Consider the following 16,833-nt stretch of genomic DNA (forward strand, 5'->3'; position numbering starts at 1 on the left):
ATCGTCAACTGCGGTTCGGGGTGAACTGGCTGAGCAGGCTGGTCAGCCCTGCCAGAGGTACTCGCTCGCGGCGATCTCGCTGCCGTCGCTCAGCGTCGTGATCTTGAAGTCGTTGAACACGTTCGGCGCGACCCGCTGCAGCTGGCGAAGGCACTCGACGGCCAGCTCACGAATCTCGACGTCGGCGTGCTCGGTGGCCCGCATGGCGACGAAGTGGCGCCAGGCCCGGTAGTTGCCGGTGACCACGATGCGGGTCTCGGTCGCGTTCGGCAGGATCGCGCGGGCCGCCTGCCGGGCCTGCTTGCGCCGCAGGGTGGCGTTCGGGACGTCGGCGAACTTGGCTTCCAAGCCCTCCAGCAGCTCGTTGTACGCCCGGACGGCAGCCTCGCTCGCCTCGACGAACTTCTTGTTCAGCTCGGGGTCGGAGGCGATGGCCTCCGGGGCCACCATGGCCGCCTCGCGCTCGGGGACGTAGCGCTGGGAGAGCTGGGAGTACGAGAAATGACGGTGGCGGATCAGCTCATGGGTGAAGGAACGCGACACGCCGGTGAAGTAGAAGCTCACCGTGCCGTGCTCGAGCACCGAGAGGTGACCGACCTCCAGGATGTGGCGGAGGTAGCCCTCGTTCGTGGCGGTGGCGGGGTTCGGCTTGCTCCAGGATTGGTAGCAGGCGCGGCCGGCGAACTCCGCGAGCGCCTGCCCGCCGTCGGCGTCGGTCGACCACGGAACGTCGTCCGGGGCCTCGAATTGCGTCCATGCGATCAACTTGACCTGGGGCTGCACGATCTCCGTCACACCTGACACTCTAGACCCACCCCCGGGGGTCGCCTCCTCTGACATCACGAAGACACTTGCATGACGTCATCGGTGATGTCATAGTGAAGTCATGGAGCTGTCGCCGTACCTCGAAAACCTTCAGCGGGATCTGACCGCCGCCGCCGCGCCCGGTGGCGACGACATCACCCGCGCCGCCGGACTGCTCGCCGGTTCCCTGGAAGCGTCCGCCCGGCTCTGCCTCATGGAGGCGCTGTCCGACGCCGCGGCCGAGATCACCAGCAAGCTGAGCAACGCCAGCGTCGAGGTACGCCTGCGCGGACGCGACGCCGACCTGGTGGTCACCGAGGCCCTCCCCGAGCCGGAGGCGCAGCCGGCCGCCGCTGCGGCCCCGCCGCCGACCGAGGGCGAGCAGGCCCGGATCACGCTCCGGCTGCCCGAGCAGCTCAAGGAGACGATCGAACGCGCCGCCGCCGCCGAGGGTGTCTCGGTGAACGCCTGGCTGGTCCGGGCGCTCTGGGGAGCCACCCAGCCGGCTCCGCCCGGACCGGGATTCCGCCCCGGCCCCGGCTACCCGCCCGGCCCGGGCCCCGGCTTCCCGCCCGGACGCCGCATCACCGGCTACGCCCAGTCCTGATCTTCGCTCTCGCCACCCCTCGCTGCACCCTAGAAGGGATTGATCATCATGTACGAGTTCCCGATCACCGGCCCGCTGTCCACCGACGTACGCGTCAGCGCCGGACGGGTCGAGATCACCGCTCAGCCCGGCCTGACCACCGCCACCGTCGCCGTCGAGCCGTTCGACGGGTCAGACCTCTCCCGGGAGGCCGCCGCGCAGACGACGGTCGAACTGCACGGCACGAACCTGATCGTGAAGGCCCCGGAGCACAAGGGCTGGCTGAAGATGCGCAACCCCCGCCTGGCCGTCTCGATCCGGATCCCGGCCGACAGCACGCTCGATCTGCGTACGGCGTCGGCCGACGCGACCTGCTCCGGGGCGTACCGGCAGGTCTCGGTGCACAGCGCCTCCGGTGACGTCTTCGTCGAGGACGTGACCGGCGACTTCGCCATCACCACGGCCAGCGGCGACGTCCGCGCCATGCACGTCGGCGGCGAATTCAAGGCGAACTCCGCCAGCGGCGACATCAGCGCCGACACCGTCGACGGCTCGGCCGACCTGCACTCGGCCTCCGGCGACGTCGAACTCGGCACGCTCAGCGGCGGCGTCCGTGCCACGACCGCATCTGGGGACTTCGCTCTGCGTACGCTGCGCAACGGCGTCGCCAAGGTCAACTCGGCCAGCGGCGACATCGCCATCGGCGTCGTCCCGGGCATCGGCGTCTGGATGGAGCTGACCTCGATGTCCGGCCGGGCCCGCAGCGACCTCCAGCCGTCCGACGCCCCGGCGAGCGGGCAGCCCGACGTCGCCCTGCACCTTCGCTCGATGAGCGGCGACATCGTAGTCAGCCGCGCGGCGGGCTGACCTGGCCGGCCCCTGGTCAGCCGCTCGTCAGCCCCGGAGAAACGCTTCAGCCCTCACCGCGTACGGCGGGTGAGGGCTGGTGGCGTCAGAGTGCGAGCAGTAGTGCGGGATCAGACGTAGAGCCAGGTGAACGGGGCCCACGGCAGATTGCGCAGGATCGTGAAGACGGCCCAGATCCCGAGGAACCACGCGACCGTCTTGGGCCCGACCCGCAACTGCGGCAGCTGCTTGTTGAACACCTTCTTGCCCGCCCACGCCACGTACGCGTAAAGCAGGAACGGCACGGCGAAGACGAACAGCAGGTGGTGGCGGGCAGCGGCGGAGAGATCGCCGTGCATGAGATACCAGGCGGCCCGCGTGCCACCGCAACCCGGGCAGTCGAACCCGGTGGTCAGCTTGAGCAGGCAGGACGGCGGATCACCGGCGGCCGCGTCGGTCGGGTTGGTGAGCTGGGTGTAGCCGAGCGCGCCGGCGATGCAGACCAACGCGGCGGCGGGACCGGCCCAGACCGGCAACGCGGCGCTGCGCCGCATGAACCAGGCGGTGACCCGGTCGGGCGTGGCGACCATCATCTGGCCGGGGGGCGCGGACTCCACCTGCGTCATGTCGTTGACGTTACACCGTTGAGGAAAGGCGCGAGATCCCCTCGCCCGGCCCGCTCGACGCCGCTCAGACCGAGCCATCCGGCCAGTCGTTCGAGCTCGGCGCGCAGGGCTCGGGCGGTCGGCTCCGGGTCGGCTCCGGGCTCCAGCCACACCGCCGGAATGCGCAGCACGCCGGCCTTGCGATCGGCCTTCAGGTCGACGCGTGCGGTGAACCGCTCCCCCTGGAGGAACGGCAGGACGTAGTAGCCGTGCACGCGCTGCGGCTCGGGGACGTAGATCTCGATCCGGTAGCGCAGGCCGAACAGCCGCTCGGTCCGCCCCCGCTCCCAGATCAGCGGGTCGAACGGACTGATCAGGGAACCACCGGTGAACCGGCGGGCCGACGGCGCGTCGCGATGCAGGTACGCCTGTGGCTTCCAGCCCTTGACCTGGACCGGGACCAGGACGCCCGCCTCGACGAGGTCGGCGATCGCCCGGCGGGCCCCCTCGACCGGCAGCCGGAAGTAGTCCTTCAACTCGGCCTCGGCCGCGACGCCGAGCGCCCGGGCGGCCCGCTCGACGAGCTGGCGGTGGGCGTCCTCGACGGCCGGGGTCGGCGTCGCGACCACGTCGGCCGGCAGCACCCGGGAGGTCAGGTCGTAGCGGCGGGCGAACGAGGTGTTCCGCCCGGCGCTGGTGACCGAGCCCTCGTAGAAGAGGAACTCCAGCGCCTTCTTCACGTCAGACCAGTTCCAGCCCCAGTTGCCGCCCTTCGGCTTGGGCACGTCGGCCTCGATCTCGGCGGCGGTCACCGGGCCTCGGTCGGCCACCTCGGCCAGCACCCACTCCACGAGTGTGGGCTGCTCCCGGGCGATGCTGCGCGGGCCGCCCCACGCCTTCTCCCGGGCGGTCGCCATCCGCCAGCGCAGCAGCGGCTGCACCTCGACCGGGACGAGCGACGCCTCGTGCGCCCAGTATTCGAACAGCCAGCGGGGACGCCGAGAGCTGCCGCGATCGAGCAACGCCGTGTCATAGGGGCCGATCCGGCTGTAGGCCGGCAGGTAGTGCGCCCGCTGCAGGACGTTGACGGAGTCGATCTGGAGCAGGCCGGTGTTGTCCAAGACGCGGCGCAGATGGCGGCCGGCCGCCGGCCCGACCAGGCTCCGGCCGCCGAAACCAGAGGCCGCCAGGGCGATCCGGCGGGCCTGAGTCAGGGTCAAGGTCTCCATCGCGAGCAAGGTTAACCACTGGCTACGACAGAACCGCCCGCGCTACGTTCCGACCACGGCCACCGTGCGCGCGCTGCGAGACGAGGACGTGCCTGCCGTCGTGGCCGGCCACATCAACGGCTGGCGCACGGCGTACCAGGGGATCATCGCGGACGATGTGCTCGCGGGTCTGGACGAGGGCGCGTGGGCCGAGCGACGGCGCACGGAGCCGGCCAAGCGCTCGCCGAGCTGCCGCAGCCCGAGGTCCGGCTGTGGGTGCTGGAGGAGAACCACCGGGCCAGGCGGTTCTACGAGAAGGCCGGGGCTACGGCCGGACGGGGTTCGCGAGTTCTGGACTCCCGCCGGGACCACGTTCCGTTACCCCGAGCTGCGCTATCACCTCGTGCGGTGACCGGATCGGGGTCGCGAACAGCAGGACCAGGGTGACGAACACGTAGGCGTTGCTCCCGAGGTAGCCCCAGAAGCTGCTGAAGTGGTTGTCGAACGGCCAGACCAGCTTGCTGCACAGGATGAGATAGCTCACCCCGGCGATGCCCCAGTGCCGCCAGCGCTGGGCGCGATCGGCGAGCCCGGCGTTCACCAGCAGGATGAGCGACGGGATCAGCCAGACCAGGTGGTGGATCCAGGTCACGGGGCTCACCAGGCCGGTGACGACACCGGTGACGGCCAGCCCGGCCGCCTCGTCGCCCGCCTGGAACGCGCGCCGGCTCCGCACCACCCACACCACGAGTACGCCGAGCGCCAGCACCAGCCAGGCGAGCTTCGACGGATCCTCCGGGTTCAGCCGCGCCACGAGTCCCTGGAGCGACTGGTTCGAGATGAAGGCCAAGGAGCCGATCCGGTCGGTGTCCCACAAGGCGTTGGTGAAGAACTCGCGGGCCATGTCCGGGGCGATCGCCGCGGTCGCCAACGTGGCCCCGGCGGCGGTGCCCATCGCCACGAACGCGGCGCGCCACCGCTTGGTGAGCAGCAGATAGAGGATGAACAGGCCGGGCGTCAGCTTCACCGCGGTGGCCAGGCCGATCCCGAGGCCCGCCCACTTACGGTTCTTGCCGACGCCGAAGAACAGATCCCCGGCGACCAGCGCCACGAGCAGCATGTTGACCTGCCCGAACAGGAACGTCTCCCGCATCGGCTCGTACGCGATCAGCAGCGCCATGATCAGGGCGGTCTTGTACCGCCGATCCGGTTCGGCCACGAGCCACCAGACCACCAGCCCGGTGGCGGCGATCGTCATCAGCGACGCGAGGGCGATGGCCACCCCCCACGGCACGAACGCCATCGGCAGCATCGCCACCGCCGCGAACGGCGGATAGGTGAACCCGTACGTGCTCCGGGGTTTGATGAAGTCGTACAGCTCGCCGTCGCCGTGCACCCACCAGTTGACCGCGCCGTAGTAGACCTTGAGGTCGAAGAACCCGTGCCTGGTGGCGAAAGCGGCGTCGAACGCGAGGGCGGCCACGGCCAGCACGGCCACGATCGCGATCCGGTGTCTCACCCGTTCCCTCTCCCCGATCCGGCACTTCGTTACGCTCTGACGTCGTGGCTCAAGGACATGTCCGCCCCGGGCGGCCCGGTGACGCCGGAGAGATCGCACGCATCCAGGTGGCGACCTGGCGTACCGCCTATCGCCGGCTCTTCCCGCGGCACGTCCTCGCCGACCTCGACGAGACGGAGTTCGCCGCGACCTGGCGCGATTCGATCATGGCCCCGCCGACCGGGCGGCACCGGGTCCTCGTGGCCGTCGAACAGTCCTCGGCCTCATCGTACGTGGTGGGGTTCATCGCCTTCGGCCCCAGTGATGATCTCTCCACCGCGGCCGAGATCGGCGAACTGCTGGTCGAGCCGCGCTGGGGCCGGCGCGGGCACGGCAGCCGCCTGCTCGCCGCGGCCGCTGATCACTGGCGCGACGACGGCTTCACCAGTGCCCTGGCGTGGGTCTTCGACCAGGCCCCGGCGACGCCGAAGTTCCTGGCGTCGGCCGGCTGGGCGCCGGATGGGGCGCGGCGGTCGCTCGACGTCGAGGACATGCTCGTCCCCCAGTCCCGGTACGCCACCCTGCTCTGACCGCTCTGCCGACCGCGCTGTCTCGGCGCTGGATCAGGGTTCCAGGTCGAATCTTGGCCCAAGATTCGACCGAGATCCGTGATCCAGCGCCCAACGGCCCGGCGGCCGCCGGGCCAGCGCCCAACGGTCCGGCGGGCCAGCGGGCGACGGTCTAGCGGCAGGGGGAGGGAGTCAGAGGAGGGGGTTGATGCCGACGGTCAGGCCCGGACGGGATCCCACCGACCGGACGGCCAGCACCACGCCTGGCATGAACGACGCTCGGTCGAACGAGTCGTGCCGGATCGTCAGCGTCTCGCCGGGCGTGCCGAAGAGGATCTCCTGGTGCGCGACGAGTCCACGGGAGCGCACGCTGTGCACGCGTACGCCGTCGACGGTCGCGCCGCGAGCGCCGTCGATCTCGTCCTTCGTCGCGTCGGGCATCTCACCCAATCCCGCCGACGCTCGGGCGGCCGCGATGAGCTGCGCCGTACGCAGCGCGGTGCCGCTCGGGGCGTCCACCTTCTGCGGATGGTGCAGCTCGATGATCTCGGCCGAGTCGAAGTACTTGGCGGCCCGCTCGGCGAACTCCATCATCAGGACCGCGCCGATGGCGAAGTTCGGCGCGACGAGCACCCCGACCTCGGGCTTGCCCGCCAGGAGCGAGCGCACCAGGTCGAGCCGCTCCTCGGTGAACCCGCTCGTCCCGACCACCACGTGGATGCCCTGGTCAACGCACCACTGCACGTTGTCCAGGACCACGTCGGGGTTGGTGAAGTCGACGACGACCTGCGCACCGGCCTCGGTCAGCGTGGTGAGCGGATCTCCCTGATCGAGCTGCGCGACCAGGTCCAGCCCGTCCGCGGCCGAGACCGCCCGGCAGACCTCCTGACCCATGCGCCCACGGGCGCCCAGCACTCCGACCCGAATCGTCACAGCGTCAACCTAACAGTCGAATGCCCTTGTGCCAGCTCCGACCGTCCTCCCGGCTCGCACCGCGCACCGGATCGAGCGACCGGAACTGTCAGTGCGGGCCGATCATCGCCAAGTACTCCGGGCCGGTCAGCACGGCGTGGGCGACCTCGGTGACGTCGGCGATCGTGACCGCCTCGATCCGGCGCAGCAGGTCGTCCACATCGAGCAGATCCCCGTAGAGCAACTCGCCCTTGGCCAGCCGGGTCATCCGCGACCCGGTGTCCTCCAGGCCCAGGACCAGGGCGCCCTTGAGCATCCCCTTGCCCCGGCGCAGCTCCTCCTCGGTGATCTCCTCACCGGCCGCCCGGGCCAGCTGATCCCGGACGATCTCCAGCACCTCGTCCACCTTGCCCGGCGCGCATCCGGCGTACACGCCGAAGGTGCCGGTCTCGGCGTACTGCGAGGTGTAGGAGTAGACCGAGTACGCCAGTCCGCGCTTCTCCCGGATCTCCTGGAACAGCCGGCTCGACATGCCGCCGCCGAGCACGTTGTTCAGTACGCCCACCGCGAAGCGCCGATCGTCCCGCCGGCCGATCCCCGGCCCGCCCAGGACGAGGTGCGCCTGTTCGGTGTCCTTCCGGCGGGTGACCGCCTTCGGCTCGGCGTACAAGACGGGCGTCTCCATGGGCCGCGGACCGACGGGCGACGCGGAACCGCTGTCCAGCGGTGTCCCCGCGAGCGCCGCGACGACCTGCTCGACGACCTGGTCGTGATCGAGCCGACCGGCCGCCGCGACCACCATGACGGGAGCGGAGTACCGCGAGCGGTAGAACTCGTGGATGCCGTCGCGGCTCATCGGCGTGATCGACGCGACCGTCCCGGAGATGAGCTTGGCCAGCGGATGCTCGCCGTAGATCAGCTCCGCGTGCAGGTCGTGCACCTCGTCCGAAGGCTCGTCCTCGGTCATGGCGATCTCTTCGAGGATGACCCCGCGTTCGGTCTCCACATCGGGCTCGGCGAGCACCGAACTGGCGACCGCGTCGCACATGACGTCGATGGCCAGCGGCAGATCGGCGTCGAGCACCCGCGCGTAGTAGCAGGTGTATTCCTTCGTGGTGAAGGCGTTGGTCTCGCCGCCGACCGCCTCGATGGCGGCCGAGATGTCCAGCGCGGTACGCCGCGCCGTGCCCTTGAAGAGCAGGTGCTCGAGGAAGTGCGAGGCGCCGCCTTCGCCCTCGGCCTCGTCCCGGGAGCCGACGTTGACCCAGATCCCGAACGACACGCTGCGCATGGCGGGCACGTCCTCGGTGAGGATGCGCAGCCCACTGGGCAGAACCGTCCTACGGACCGTGCCGTCCAGAAAAGCGCTGGACGGCACGGTTACCGGTTGCCTATTGCGGCGACTAGTGGCCGTGCCGCCCAGCAGAACGCTGGACGGCACGGTCTGACGAGATTGCGACACGGTCAGTCGCGCCGCTGCCGACGACGACGCTCGCCGTCGTCGCCGTCACGACGGGGGCCGCGGTCGCCGCGGTCCCGGTCACGCGGGCCGCGGTCCTCGCGGTCCCGGCTCGCCGGACGCTCGGCCGGAGCCGGCTTCTCGACGCCCTCGGGGTAGACCTTGTCGAGGTAGATCTTGCCGCGGGAGTCGACCTCGGCGATCTCCACCTCGACCTTGTCCCCGACGTTGAGGAAGTCCTCGACCTTCTCGACCCGCTTGCCGTCGCCCACCTTGGAGATGTGCAGCAGCCCGTCGCGGCCCGGCAGCAGCGAGATGAACGCGCCGAACGCGGCCGTCTTCACCACGGTGCCGAGGAACTTGTCGCCGACCTTCGGCAGCGTCGGGTTCGCGATCTGGTTGATGCGATCCACCGCCGCCTGGGCCGACGGCCCGTTGGTCGCGCCGACGTAGATCGTGCCGTCGTCCTCGATGGAGATCTCGGCGCCGGTCTCGTCCTGGATCGCGTTGATGGTCTGCCCCTTCGGGCCGATCACCATGCCGATCTTGTCGACCGGGATCTTCACCGTGGTCACCCGCGGGGCGTACTCGCTCATCTCGCCGGGCGACTCGATCGCCTCCTGCATGACGTCGAGGATCGTCTGGCGGGCGTCGTGGGCCTGACGCAGCGCGGCGGCGAGGACGTCCGACGGGATGCCGTCGAGCTTGGTGTCCAGCTGCAGCGCCGTGACGAAGTCCCGCGTACCGGCGACCTTGAAGTCCATGTCGCCGAAGGCGTCCTCGGCGCCGAGGATGTCGGTCAGCGTGACGTACTCCGTCTTGCCGTCGACCTCACCGGAGATGAGGCCCATGGCGATGCCGGCCACCGGCGCCTTCAGCGGCACACCCGCGGTCAGCAGCGACATCGTGGAGGCGCAGACCGACCCCATCGAGGTCGAGCCGTTCGAGCCGAGCGCCTCGGACACCTGCCGGATCGCGTACGGGAACTCCTCGCGCGACGGCAGGACCGGGATCAGCGCCCGCTCGGCCAGCGCGCCGTGGCCGATCTCGCGGCGCTTCGGGGCGCCGACGCGGCCCGTCTCACCGGTCGAGTACGGCGGGAAGTTGTAGTTGTGCATGTAGCGCTTGGTCTTCTGCGGCGACAGCGTGTCCAGCGCCTGCTCCATGCGGAGCATGTTCAGCGTGGTGACGCCCAGGATCTGGGTCTCGCCGCGCTCGAACAGCGCCGAACCGTGCACCCGCGGGAGCACCTGGACCTCGGCGGTCAGCGGCCGGATGTCGGCCAGGCCGCGGCCGTCGATGCGGATCTTCTCGCGGAGGACCCGGCTGCGCACCTCGGACTTGGTCACCGACCGGAAGGCGGCGGAGACCTCCTTCTCACGCCCCTCGAACTGCGGGGCGACGGCCGCGATCACCTTCTCCTTGACCAGGTCGAGGGCTTCCTCGCGGTCAGCCTTGCCGGCGATCTTGAGTGCCTCGGCGACCTCGGCCGCACCGGCGGACTTGACCGCCTCGTAGACGTCGTCCTGGTAGTCCAGGAACACCGGGAACTCGGTGACTGGCTTGGCGGCCACCTCGGCCAGCGCGTCCTGCGCCCGGCACAGCTCGCGCAGCACCGGCTTGGCGGCCTCCAGACCGGCGGCGACGATCTCCTCGGTCGGGGCCTTGGCGCCCGCGCCGACCAGCTTGACCGTGTTCTCGGTGGCCTCGGCCTCGACCATCATGATGGCGACGTCGTCACCGACCACGCGGCCGGCGACGACCATGTCGAAGACGGCCCGCTCCAGCTCCTCGAAGGTGGGGAAGGCCACCCACTGGCCGTCGATCAGGGCCACCCGGGTCGCCCCGATCGGGCCGGAGAACGGCAGGCCGGACAGCTTGGTCGACATGCTCGCGGCGTTGATCGCGACCACGTCGTAGGGGTGCGCCGGGTCGAGCGCGAGGACCGTCTCGACGACCTGGACCTCGTTGCGCAGGCCCTTGACGAACGACGGGCGCAGCGGCCGGTCGATCAGGCGGCAGGTCAGGATGGCGTCCTCGGTCGGACGACCCTCCCGCCGGAAGAACGAGCCGGGGATCCGGCCCGCCGAGTACATCCGCTCCTCGACGTCGACGGTGAGCGGGAAGAAGTCGAACTGGTCCTTCGGCGTCTTGCTGGCGGTGGTCGCGGAGAGGACCACGGTGTCGCCGAGCTGGGCGAGGACCGAACCGGCCGCCTGCCGGGCGAGCCGCCCGGTGGAGAAGGTGATCTCCCGCGTGCCGAACGCGCCGTTGTCGATCACGGCGGTGCTGTGCTGGGTGCCGAGAGTGGTCTCGGTCATGGATGAATACTCCTCTTCGATCGTCTGGCACGCGCGCGGCTAGCTGGCGGCGGACGGCCGGTCTTCGATCGAAGCTCTCGGGCTCCGCTCCCGCGCGGGCGGGGCGGCTCCGGGAGCCACTACCGAGGACCGAGCGTCAACCCGCGGCCGGGTACGCGCCTCGTCTTTCTTGCATTGTCGGTCCGGCTGGACCGGCTGTCTTGCCAACAGGGGAGCGACCCGCAGGTCACTCCCCTGTCTCTAGCGTCAGCGCCGGATGCCGAGGCGCTCGATGAGCGCGCGGTATCGGGCGATGTCCGTCTTCTGGAGGTACGCCAGCAGCCGCTTGCGGCGGCCGACCAGCAGCAGCAGCCCACGGCGGCTGTGGTGGTCGTGCTTGTGCACCTTCAGGTGCTCGGTCAGGTCCTTGATCCGCTTCGTGAGGACGGCGACCTGGACCTCCGGCGAGCCGGTGTCACCCTCGGTCGTCGCGTACTCCTGCATGATCTGAGTCTTGACTGCAGCGTCGAGCGCCATTTTCTCCCATTTCACGTTGGGCCGAAGGTTCAGCCGAGGGTTCGGCGAGCCGACGGCTCATGGATACTCCGGCTCCGTGCCCACGGCGTCGGGTAGGCGTACGCGGAGCCTCGTCAAGGTTACCTTACGGAGTCGATCATGCCGCCGAGTTACCGAGGCCGAGCGCGACCCGCGTCCGCGACACGTCGTCGGTGATCGCCGCGACCAGGCCCTCCAGCGTGTCGAACCGGACAGTCGGGCGCAGGTGCGCCACGAAGTCGAGCGAGACCCGCTCACCGTAGAGGTCGCCGGTGAAGTCCAGGACGAACGCCTCGACCCGGCGCTCAGTCCCGGCGAAGGTCGGGTTGGTGCCGATCGAGACGGCGGCGGGCAGCTGCTTGCCGCCGCGCAGGAGCCAAGCCGCGTACACCCCGTCGGCGGGGATGGCCGCGTGCGGGCCGCACAGCAGGTTGGCGGTCGGGAAGCCGAGCTGACGGCCGCGCTGGTCACCCCGGACCACGACGCCCTCCAGCCGGTGCGGGCGGCCGAGCGCGGCCGTGGCCGCGGTCATGTCCCCGGCGGCGACGCAGGACCGGACATAGGTCGACGAGAACACGGTCGACTCATCCGTCAGCAGCGGCGCGGCCGTCGTGGTGAAGCCGAACCGGCGGCCGAGCTGCGTCAGCAGCGCCACGTCTCCGGCCGCCTTGTGGCCGAAGCGGAAGTTCTCCCCCACCACGACCTCGGCCGCGTGCAGGTGCTCCACCAGCACGTCGTGCACGAACTCCTCGGGAGGCAGCTTGGAGAACTCGCGGGTGAAGGGCTCCACGCAGAGCGCGTCGACGCCCAGCTCCTCGATCAGCTCGGCCTTGCGCTCCTGAGTGGTCAGCACCGCCGGGTGCGAACCCGGTCGGACGACCTCGGACGGGTGCGGGTCGAAGGTCACGACCACGCTCGCCTCACCCAGCTCGCGGGCCCGCTTCACCGCGTAGCCGATGGTGGCCTGATGGCCCCGGTGCACTCCGTCGAACACGCCGATGGTGACGACCGAGCGCCCCCACCCTCGCGGCGCCTGCGCCGCGCCCCTCCACCGCTGCATAGGGCCAAAGCTATCAACCTTCACAGTGGTGTTCGCACGTGATCAGGCGCGCACCCCGGGCGTCCTCCTGCAGGATCGCGAGGTGCCCGTCCGGCATCGGCACCGGCCACGCGCGCAGGTCACCGCCATCGTCGGCGATCTCGTTCCAGGCCCGACTGGTACGCCGAAGGCAGCGATCGTCGTCGCAGGTGATGCTGATCACCCGGGCGCGGGGCGCACGCCCGACGCGGATTCGAAGTCCGGCGCGCGCCGACGGAGTCTTCCCGGCCAGCACGGCGATCACCTTCGCGTCCGGTCCGAACCCGAGCCCCACGATCCTGGGGTCCTCCGGCCCACCGGGCGTGATCATGCTGCCGAAGTCCGGCGTGTGCGCGGTGCAGTCCTGGTCGGCGCAGCGAACGAGGTCGAAGCCCTGCCGGGCGGACCGGGCGTACGCGATCACGGGCGCGCCCTCGGGACCGACGGTGACCGCGAGCGGGAAGTCCTGGGGCGGGTCGTAGTCCACGTCGGCCAGCTCGATCCGCCGCGACGACTGGCAGGAGCGGTCGGGGCAGATCCAGGCGACGAGCTTGGCGGTCCCCGACAGCGTCCCGCGCTCGACGACCGGGGCGACGACGATGAGGCGGCCGCCGGGCAGCGACCGGGCCACCCAGTGCTCCCAGTAGAACCCGGGCCGGTCCAGCCTCGCCTCGGTCGGTACGCAGTCGTCCGCCTGGCAGATCGTCAGCTCGACGGGCCCGTTGCCCGGGTACGCGATGCCGACCAACGCCGTCCCACCGTCGAACAGGGCCCGGCGGGTGTCCCACGCCAGCGGCCGGCTGGATCCACCGACCCCGATCTTGGGCTCGCCGTCGGCGGTGACGGCGTACTCGCCGAGGTTCTGGCTCGTCTTCACGGTTCCCGAGGTGCTCAGCACCGGTACGCCCAACGGGTTCACGATGACGATCCCGGTCGCCACGACGACGACCACGGTGAGTCCACCGCACGCCACCAGCCAGTGTCCTGGGCACGGCGCGGGGGCGCTCTGCGGCCGTGCGTCGGCCAGCCTGATCCGCCACCGAGCCAGCAGCGCACCCTGTACGCCGATCGCCGCGACCGCGAGCGCGGCCGCCGCCAACCGGCCGACCGCGGCCGTCACCGGTCCCGCCGTCACCTCCGGCAGCGACGCGGACAGCCAATCGGCCGGAAGAGCGGCTGCGACGAGCCCGATGATCAGCAGGAACAGCTGCCGTCGGCGCCCCTCCCCGGCCAGGACGCCACGGGCGGCCGACTCGCCGACGCCGAGCCCGTCGAGGGCCGCCACCGGCAACGCCCCGACGAGGGGGCCGCCGGCGAAGACGGCGAGCGCGATGCAGGCCCAGGCCAACGGTCCCAGCAGGCTGGCCACGACGACGGCGACGAGGAGCAGTACGCCGAATCCGGCCGCGACGACGACCAGGACGCCGAGCACGACGGGCAGTCGCCGGCCCGCTTGGCGCAACGCGTCGAACGCGCTCGGCGGCTCGCCGAACAGGGTTCCCCGGACGGCGATCATGACGGCGCTCACCGACCACGCCCAGGCGACCAACCAGACCAGTGCCTCGACGACGTCCAGCCAGCTCGGCGTACGCAGCGTCAGCCCGTCCACGACGACGGAGGTCCCGCTGGAGCCGAGGAGTTCGAGGACGGACTGCACCAGGGTCGCGACCGCGACGACCGGCGCGACGACGGCGACGAGCAGCCGCCAGTGTCGTAGAACGCTGTCGTCGGGCGCTCCGGCGGCGCCGATCGGCGTGTCCGTCATGCGCCGCAGCGTAATTCAGCCTCGCCAATCGCGCGGGGCACCACAAGATCGTGTCCCGCTCTAGGCTGACCCTCGATGCCGTTCACACCGAGTCACATCGCCGCCGTCTTGCCGTTGCTCCGCCGACCGGTCACCGGGGTGGCGTACGTTCCGGCCGCGCTCGCGATCGGATCGATGATCCCCGACGTTCCGCTCTTCACCGACCATTGGGTTCCGTACGCGGACACGCACGCGTTCCGGGGGATCGTCACAGTGGACATCATCGCCACTTGCGTCGCGGTCGCTGCATACCACCTGATCTTCCGGGCGGCGCTGATCCAGCTCCTGCCGCGGGCGGTCGGCGATCGCATTCCCGCTCCCCCGCGCCTCCGGCATCCGGCGTACCTGCTGGCGGTGCCGGTCGCGGCGGCGTTCGGCGCGACCACACACGCCTTCTGGGACAGCTTCACCCACATGCGCAGCGTCGGCATCTGGGGCGCCTGGCTGGCCCATCCGATTCTGGGCCTGCCGCTCTACAAGGTGCTTCAGTACACCTCGACGGTGCTCGGGCTGCTGGTACTGGCGGGATGGGCCGGCTGGCGGCTACGGCGTTCGGTTCCGCGGCCGACCTCCGGCCTGCGGCTCGGACCGCGTACCCGGGTCGTGACAGGACTGCTCCTCGTCCTCGCGACCGGTGCCGGCGCGGCCCTCCAACTGGCCACCACCCCGCACGTCGCACGGCTCGAATCCCACCTCTTCTGGGCGGCGATCGGCGGGGTCACCGCCGCCGCGACAGCGGTGACAATCTATGCACTGGTCTTCAGGGCAGCTCAGGCGGCGGCGAGGACGATCTCGGGGCGCGCCTTGCCGCCCCGCTCGGAGACCACCGCCAGCGGGGTCCCGTCCGGACCCAGCACCCCGTAAGAACCGTCGAGGCCGATCGCCTCCAACGGCCCGCCATGCGAGAGGATCTTCGCGCCCGCGTCGTCGACCTCGCGGATCGGCATCGCCCGGCGCAAGGCCGCGGCCAGCGGCAACGTCACCGGATCGCCGCCGGCCTCCGCCAGCTCCGCGAGTTTTTCCAGCGTGTACGCCTCATCGAGGGTGAATCCGCCGACCGCTGAGCGGCGAAGCGCCGTGAGATGTCCGCCGACGCCCAGGGCGACGCCGAGGTCACGCGCGATGGCGCGGATGTACGTCCCGGCCGAGCAGGCGGCCTCGACGTCGACGTCGACGAAGTCCCCGTCCCGCCGCACCTCGAAGACGTCGATCCGCTCGATGGTCACCTTCCGGGCGGCCAACTCGGGCGCCTCGCCCTCCCGGACCATCTTGTACGCGCGTACGCCGTTGACCTTGATCGCGGAGACGGCGCTCGGCACCTGATCCACTTCGCCGGTCATCGTGGACAGCTCTGTGCGTACCAGTTGATCGGAAAGGTGCGCGGCCGGAACCGAAGCGGTGACCTCGCCCTCCGCGTCGTCGGTGACCGTGGTCTGACCGAGCCGGATGGTGGCGCGGTAGACCTTGACCGTGCCGACCACGTAGGTGAGCAGGCGCGTGGCCTTGCCGACGCCGATCACCAGGACCCCCGTCGCCATCGGGTCGAGGGTGCCGCCGTGGCCGACCTTGCGCGTGCGGGCGATCCGGCGGCAGCGGGCGACGACGTCGTGCGAGGTCATGCCCGGCGCTTTGTCGACGACGATCAGCCCGTCGGTGACCTGGTGTTCAGCCATGCCGAACAGCGTAGTTTTACGGATCCGCGAGCGGCTTGGCAGGGCAGCCGTGCTGCTTCTGCCAGGCCTGGATGGCGGCGACCGGCGACTTGGCGACGCCCTTGCGCCAGGCGTCCAAATAGGACCATGGGTAGATCACGCCGCGACGGACCCACCAGTCGCCGGTCTTCTTGCACGCGGGCGAGATGCCGAAGTGCAGATGGCAGGCGGTCGTGTCACCGGTCTTGCCGACCTTGCCGATGTGCTGACCCGCGACCACGCGCGCACCCGGCTTGGTGGTCTTGTCGACCTCCGACAAGTGCGAACCGTAGTAGCGGATGCCGTCGTCGCCGAGCAGCGACCAGGACAACCCGCCGCGAGTCGCCCCTGAATTGACCTCGGCGTCCCAGGTGTCCTCCAAGCTCACCTCGAGGATCACACCGCCGATCGGAGCCAGTACGCCGCTGCCGCACTTCGCCATGATGTCGCTGGCCGGATAGTCGTGATGCGTGTGCGCGTACGACGCCGTGCCCTGCACCGGGAACTTGTAGACCAGCGGCTTCGGCGACGTCACCGCCGGGCCGGCGCTCGCCGACGGACTCGGCGCGGACTTCGCCTGCGCGCGGTCGTCCAAGAACGTCGGAGTGTCCTTACCGGACGCACCACCGCCCAGCACCGCGACCGTGCCGATCAGGCCAAGCCCGAGCACCACCGCCACAATCGCCAGAATCAGGGGAATCCGCCGCACCGCGCGAGTCTAGACCTTTCGCCCGTTCCCCGCAGTTCACCCCACCCTCCCCCTCCCCCCGCCACCACTCCGTCCCTCTCCCCACCGCCGCCACCCCGCCCCTCTCCCCACCACCACCCCACCCCTCTCCCCTTTGATCATGGAGTTAACTGTGGAGTCGACGGCGTGTCAGGGGTGCAAACCCCATGATCAACGCGACCGGGCGGGCC

16 protein-coding genes are annotated in these 16,833 nt (G+C 70.5%); 4 read left to right on the plus strand and 12 right to left on the minus strand.

Annotated features, from left to right (window positions below):
• Positions 1–42: 42 nt before the first annotated feature.
• Entirely contained in the window at positions 43–786 is a 744-nt protein-coding gene (gene thyX, locus AB0M47_RS30740; protein ID WP_253763653.1) for an FAD-dependent thymidylate synthase, read from the minus strand.
• Positions 787–886: 100 nt separating this feature from the next.
• Between thyX and AB0M47_RS30745 the strand changes: the two genes are divergently transcribed.
• Together AB0M47_RS30745 and AB0M47_RS30750 are read left to right on the plus strand one after the other, a co-directional pair.
• Positions 887–1,411 (plus strand): toxin-antitoxin system HicB family antitoxin, encoded by a 525-nt coding sequence (locus AB0M47_RS30745; RefSeq protein ID WP_363420210.1) that lies wholly within the window; start codon positions 887–889, stop codon positions 1,409–1,411.
• Positions 1,412–1,459: 48 nt separating this feature from the next.
• Positions 1,460–2,257 (plus strand): DUF4097 family beta strand repeat-containing protein, encoded by a 798-nt coding sequence (locus AB0M47_RS30750; protein WP_363420212.1) that lies wholly within the window; start codon positions 1,460–1,462, stop codon positions 2,255–2,257.
• A 110-nt stretch (positions 2,258–2,367) separates the two neighbouring features.
• Here the strand turns inward: AB0M47_RS30750 and AB0M47_RS30755 are convergent, their stop codons facing one another.
• The 3 genes from AB0M47_RS30755 to AB0M47_RS30765 all read right to left on the minus strand — a co-directional run bounded on the left by AB0M47_RS30755 (position 2,368) and on the right by AB0M47_RS30765 (position 5,568).
• Complete coding sequence (locus tag AB0M47_RS30755) at positions 2,368–2,862, minus strand: DUF2752 domain-containing protein (protein WP_363420214.1); 495 nt, start codon at positions 2,860–2,862, stop codon at positions 2,368–2,370.
• The gene (locus tag AB0M47_RS30760) at positions 2,859–4,079 is read right to left on the minus strand and encodes a crosslink repair DNA glycosylase YcaQ family protein (RefSeq protein ID WP_363420216.1); all 1,221 of its coding nucleotides are present in this window, start codon (positions 4,077–4,079) and stop codon (positions 2,859–2,861) included. Before AB0M47_RS30760 ends, AB0M47_RS30755 begins: the two co-directional genes overlap by 4 nt.
• A gap of 295 nt (positions 4,080–4,374) precedes the next feature.
• Positions 4,375–5,568: a glycosyltransferase 87 family protein gene (locus AB0M47_RS30765; RefSeq protein WP_363420218.1), complete on the minus strand. Its 1,194-nt coding sequence runs from the start codon at positions 5,566–5,568 to the stop codon at positions 4,375–4,377.
• 44 nt (positions 5,569–5,612) lie between these two features.
• Between AB0M47_RS30765 and AB0M47_RS30770 the strand changes: the two genes are divergently transcribed.
• Entirely contained in the window at positions 5,613–6,137 is a 525-nt protein-coding gene (locus AB0M47_RS30770; RefSeq protein WP_363420220.1) for a GNAT family N-acetyltransferase, read from the plus strand.
• A 171-nt stretch (positions 6,138–6,308) separates the two neighbouring features.
• On the opposite strand, the gene dapB is transcribed toward AB0M47_RS30770, so the two are convergent.
• The 6 genes from dapB to AB0M47_RS30800 all read right to left on the minus strand — a co-directional run bounded on the left by dapB (position 6,309) and on the right by AB0M47_RS30800 (position 14,185).
• The gene (gene dapB / locus AB0M47_RS30775) at positions 6,309–7,049 is read right to left on the minus strand and encodes a 4-hydroxy-tetrahydrodipicolinate reductase (RefSeq protein ID WP_363420222.1); all 741 of its coding nucleotides are present in this window, start codon (positions 7,047–7,049) and stop codon (positions 6,309–6,311) included.
• Positions 7,050–7,137: 88 nt separating this feature from the next.
• Positions 7,138–8,406, minus strand: coding sequence for a pitrilysin family protein (locus AB0M47_RS30780; RefSeq protein ID WP_363420235.1), 1,269 nt, complete (start codon positions 8,404–8,406; stop codon positions 7,138–7,140).
• Between the two features lie 86 nt (positions 8,407–8,492).
• Complete coding sequence (locus AB0M47_RS30785) at positions 8,493–10,808, minus strand: polyribonucleotide nucleotidyltransferase (protein ID WP_363420224.1); 2,316 nt, start codon at positions 10,806–10,808, stop codon at positions 8,493–8,495.
• 246 nt (positions 10,809–11,054) lie between these two features.
• Positions 11,055–11,324: a 30S ribosomal protein S15 gene (rpsO, locus tag AB0M47_RS30790; protein ID WP_253756812.1), complete on the minus strand. Its 270-nt coding sequence runs from the start codon at positions 11,322–11,324 to the stop codon at positions 11,055–11,057.
• A 136-nt stretch (positions 11,325–11,460) separates the two neighbouring features.
• Positions 11,461–12,402: a bifunctional riboflavin kinase/FAD synthetase gene (locus AB0M47_RS30795; protein ID WP_363420226.1), complete on the minus strand. Its 942-nt coding sequence runs from the start codon at positions 12,400–12,402 to the stop codon at positions 11,461–11,463.
• A gap of 13 nt (positions 12,403–12,415) precedes the next feature.
• Positions 12,416–14,185: a hypothetical protein gene (locus tag AB0M47_RS30800; protein WP_363420228.1), complete on the minus strand. Its 1,770-nt coding sequence runs from the start codon at positions 14,183–14,185 to the stop codon at positions 12,416–12,418.
• A gap of 75 nt (positions 14,186–14,260) precedes the next feature.
• On the opposite strand from AB0M47_RS30800, the gene AB0M47_RS30805 reads away from it, so the two are divergent.
• Positions 14,261–15,088 (plus strand): DUF4184 family protein, encoded by an 828-nt coding sequence (locus AB0M47_RS30805; protein WP_363420229.1) that lies wholly within the window; start codon positions 14,261–14,263, stop codon positions 15,086–15,088.
• Here the strand turns inward: AB0M47_RS30805 and truB are convergent.
• On the minus strand, positions 14,995–15,897 hold the full coding sequence (gene truB / locus AB0M47_RS30810) for a tRNA pseudouridine(55) synthase TruB (RefSeq protein WP_363420231.1): 903 nt from the start codon (positions 15,895–15,897) through the stop codon (positions 14,995–14,997). The two genes, AB0M47_RS30805 and truB, sit on opposite strands and share 94 nt — an antisense overlap.
• 16 nt (positions 15,898–15,913) lie before the next feature.
• Entirely contained in the window at positions 15,914–16,624 is a 711-nt protein-coding gene (locus AB0M47_RS30815; RefSeq protein WP_363420233.1) for a M23 family metallopeptidase, read from the minus strand.
• Positions 16,625–16,833: the final 209 nt, after the last annotated feature.

It is taken from the genome of Hamadaea sp. NPDC051192, assembly GCF_040682475.1.
Lineage (GTDB): Bacteria > Actinomycetota > Actinomycetes > Mycobacteriales > Micromonosporaceae > Hamadaea > Hamadaea flava.

What these genes read in the sequence shown, in the direction of transcription:
- AB0M47_RS30785 (WP_363420224.1), bottom strand. Translation starts at nt 10,808, where the DNA reads ATGACCGAGACCACTCTCGGCACCCAGCACAGCACCGCCGTGATCGAC.
- truB (WP_363420231.1), bottom strand. Translation starts at nt 15,897, where the DNA reads ATGGCTGAACACCAGGTCACCGACGGGCTGATCGTCGTCGACAAAGCG.
- AB0M47_RS30805 (WP_363420229.1), top strand. Translation starts at nt 14,261, where the DNA reads ATGCCGTTCACACCGAGTCACATCGCCGCCGTCTTGCCGTTGCTCCGC.
- AB0M47_RS30800 (WP_363420228.1), bottom strand. Translation starts at nt 14,185, where the DNA reads ATGACGGACACGCCGATCGGCGCCGCCGGAGCGCCCGACGACAGCGTT.
- AB0M47_RS30755 (WP_363420214.1), bottom strand. Translation starts at nt 2,862, where the DNA reads ATGACGCAGGTGGAGTCCGCGCCCCCCGGCCAGATGATGGTCGCCACG.
- rpsO (WP_253756812.1), bottom strand. Translation starts at nt 11,324, where the DNA reads ATGGCGCTCGACGCTGCAGTCAAGACTCAGATCATGCAGGAGTACGCG.
- AB0M47_RS30750 (WP_363420212.1), top strand. Translation starts at nt 1,460, where the DNA reads ATGTACGAGTTCCCGATCACCGGCCCGCTGTCCACCGACGTACGCGTC.
- AB0M47_RS30795 (WP_363420226.1), bottom strand. Translation starts at nt 12,402, where the DNA reads ATGCAGCGGTGGAGGGGCGCGGCGCAGGCGCCGCGAGGGTGGGGGCGC.
- AB0M47_RS30745 (WP_363420210.1), top strand. Translation starts at nt 887, where the DNA reads ATGGAGCTGTCGCCGTACCTCGAAAACCTTCAGCGGGATCTGACCGCC.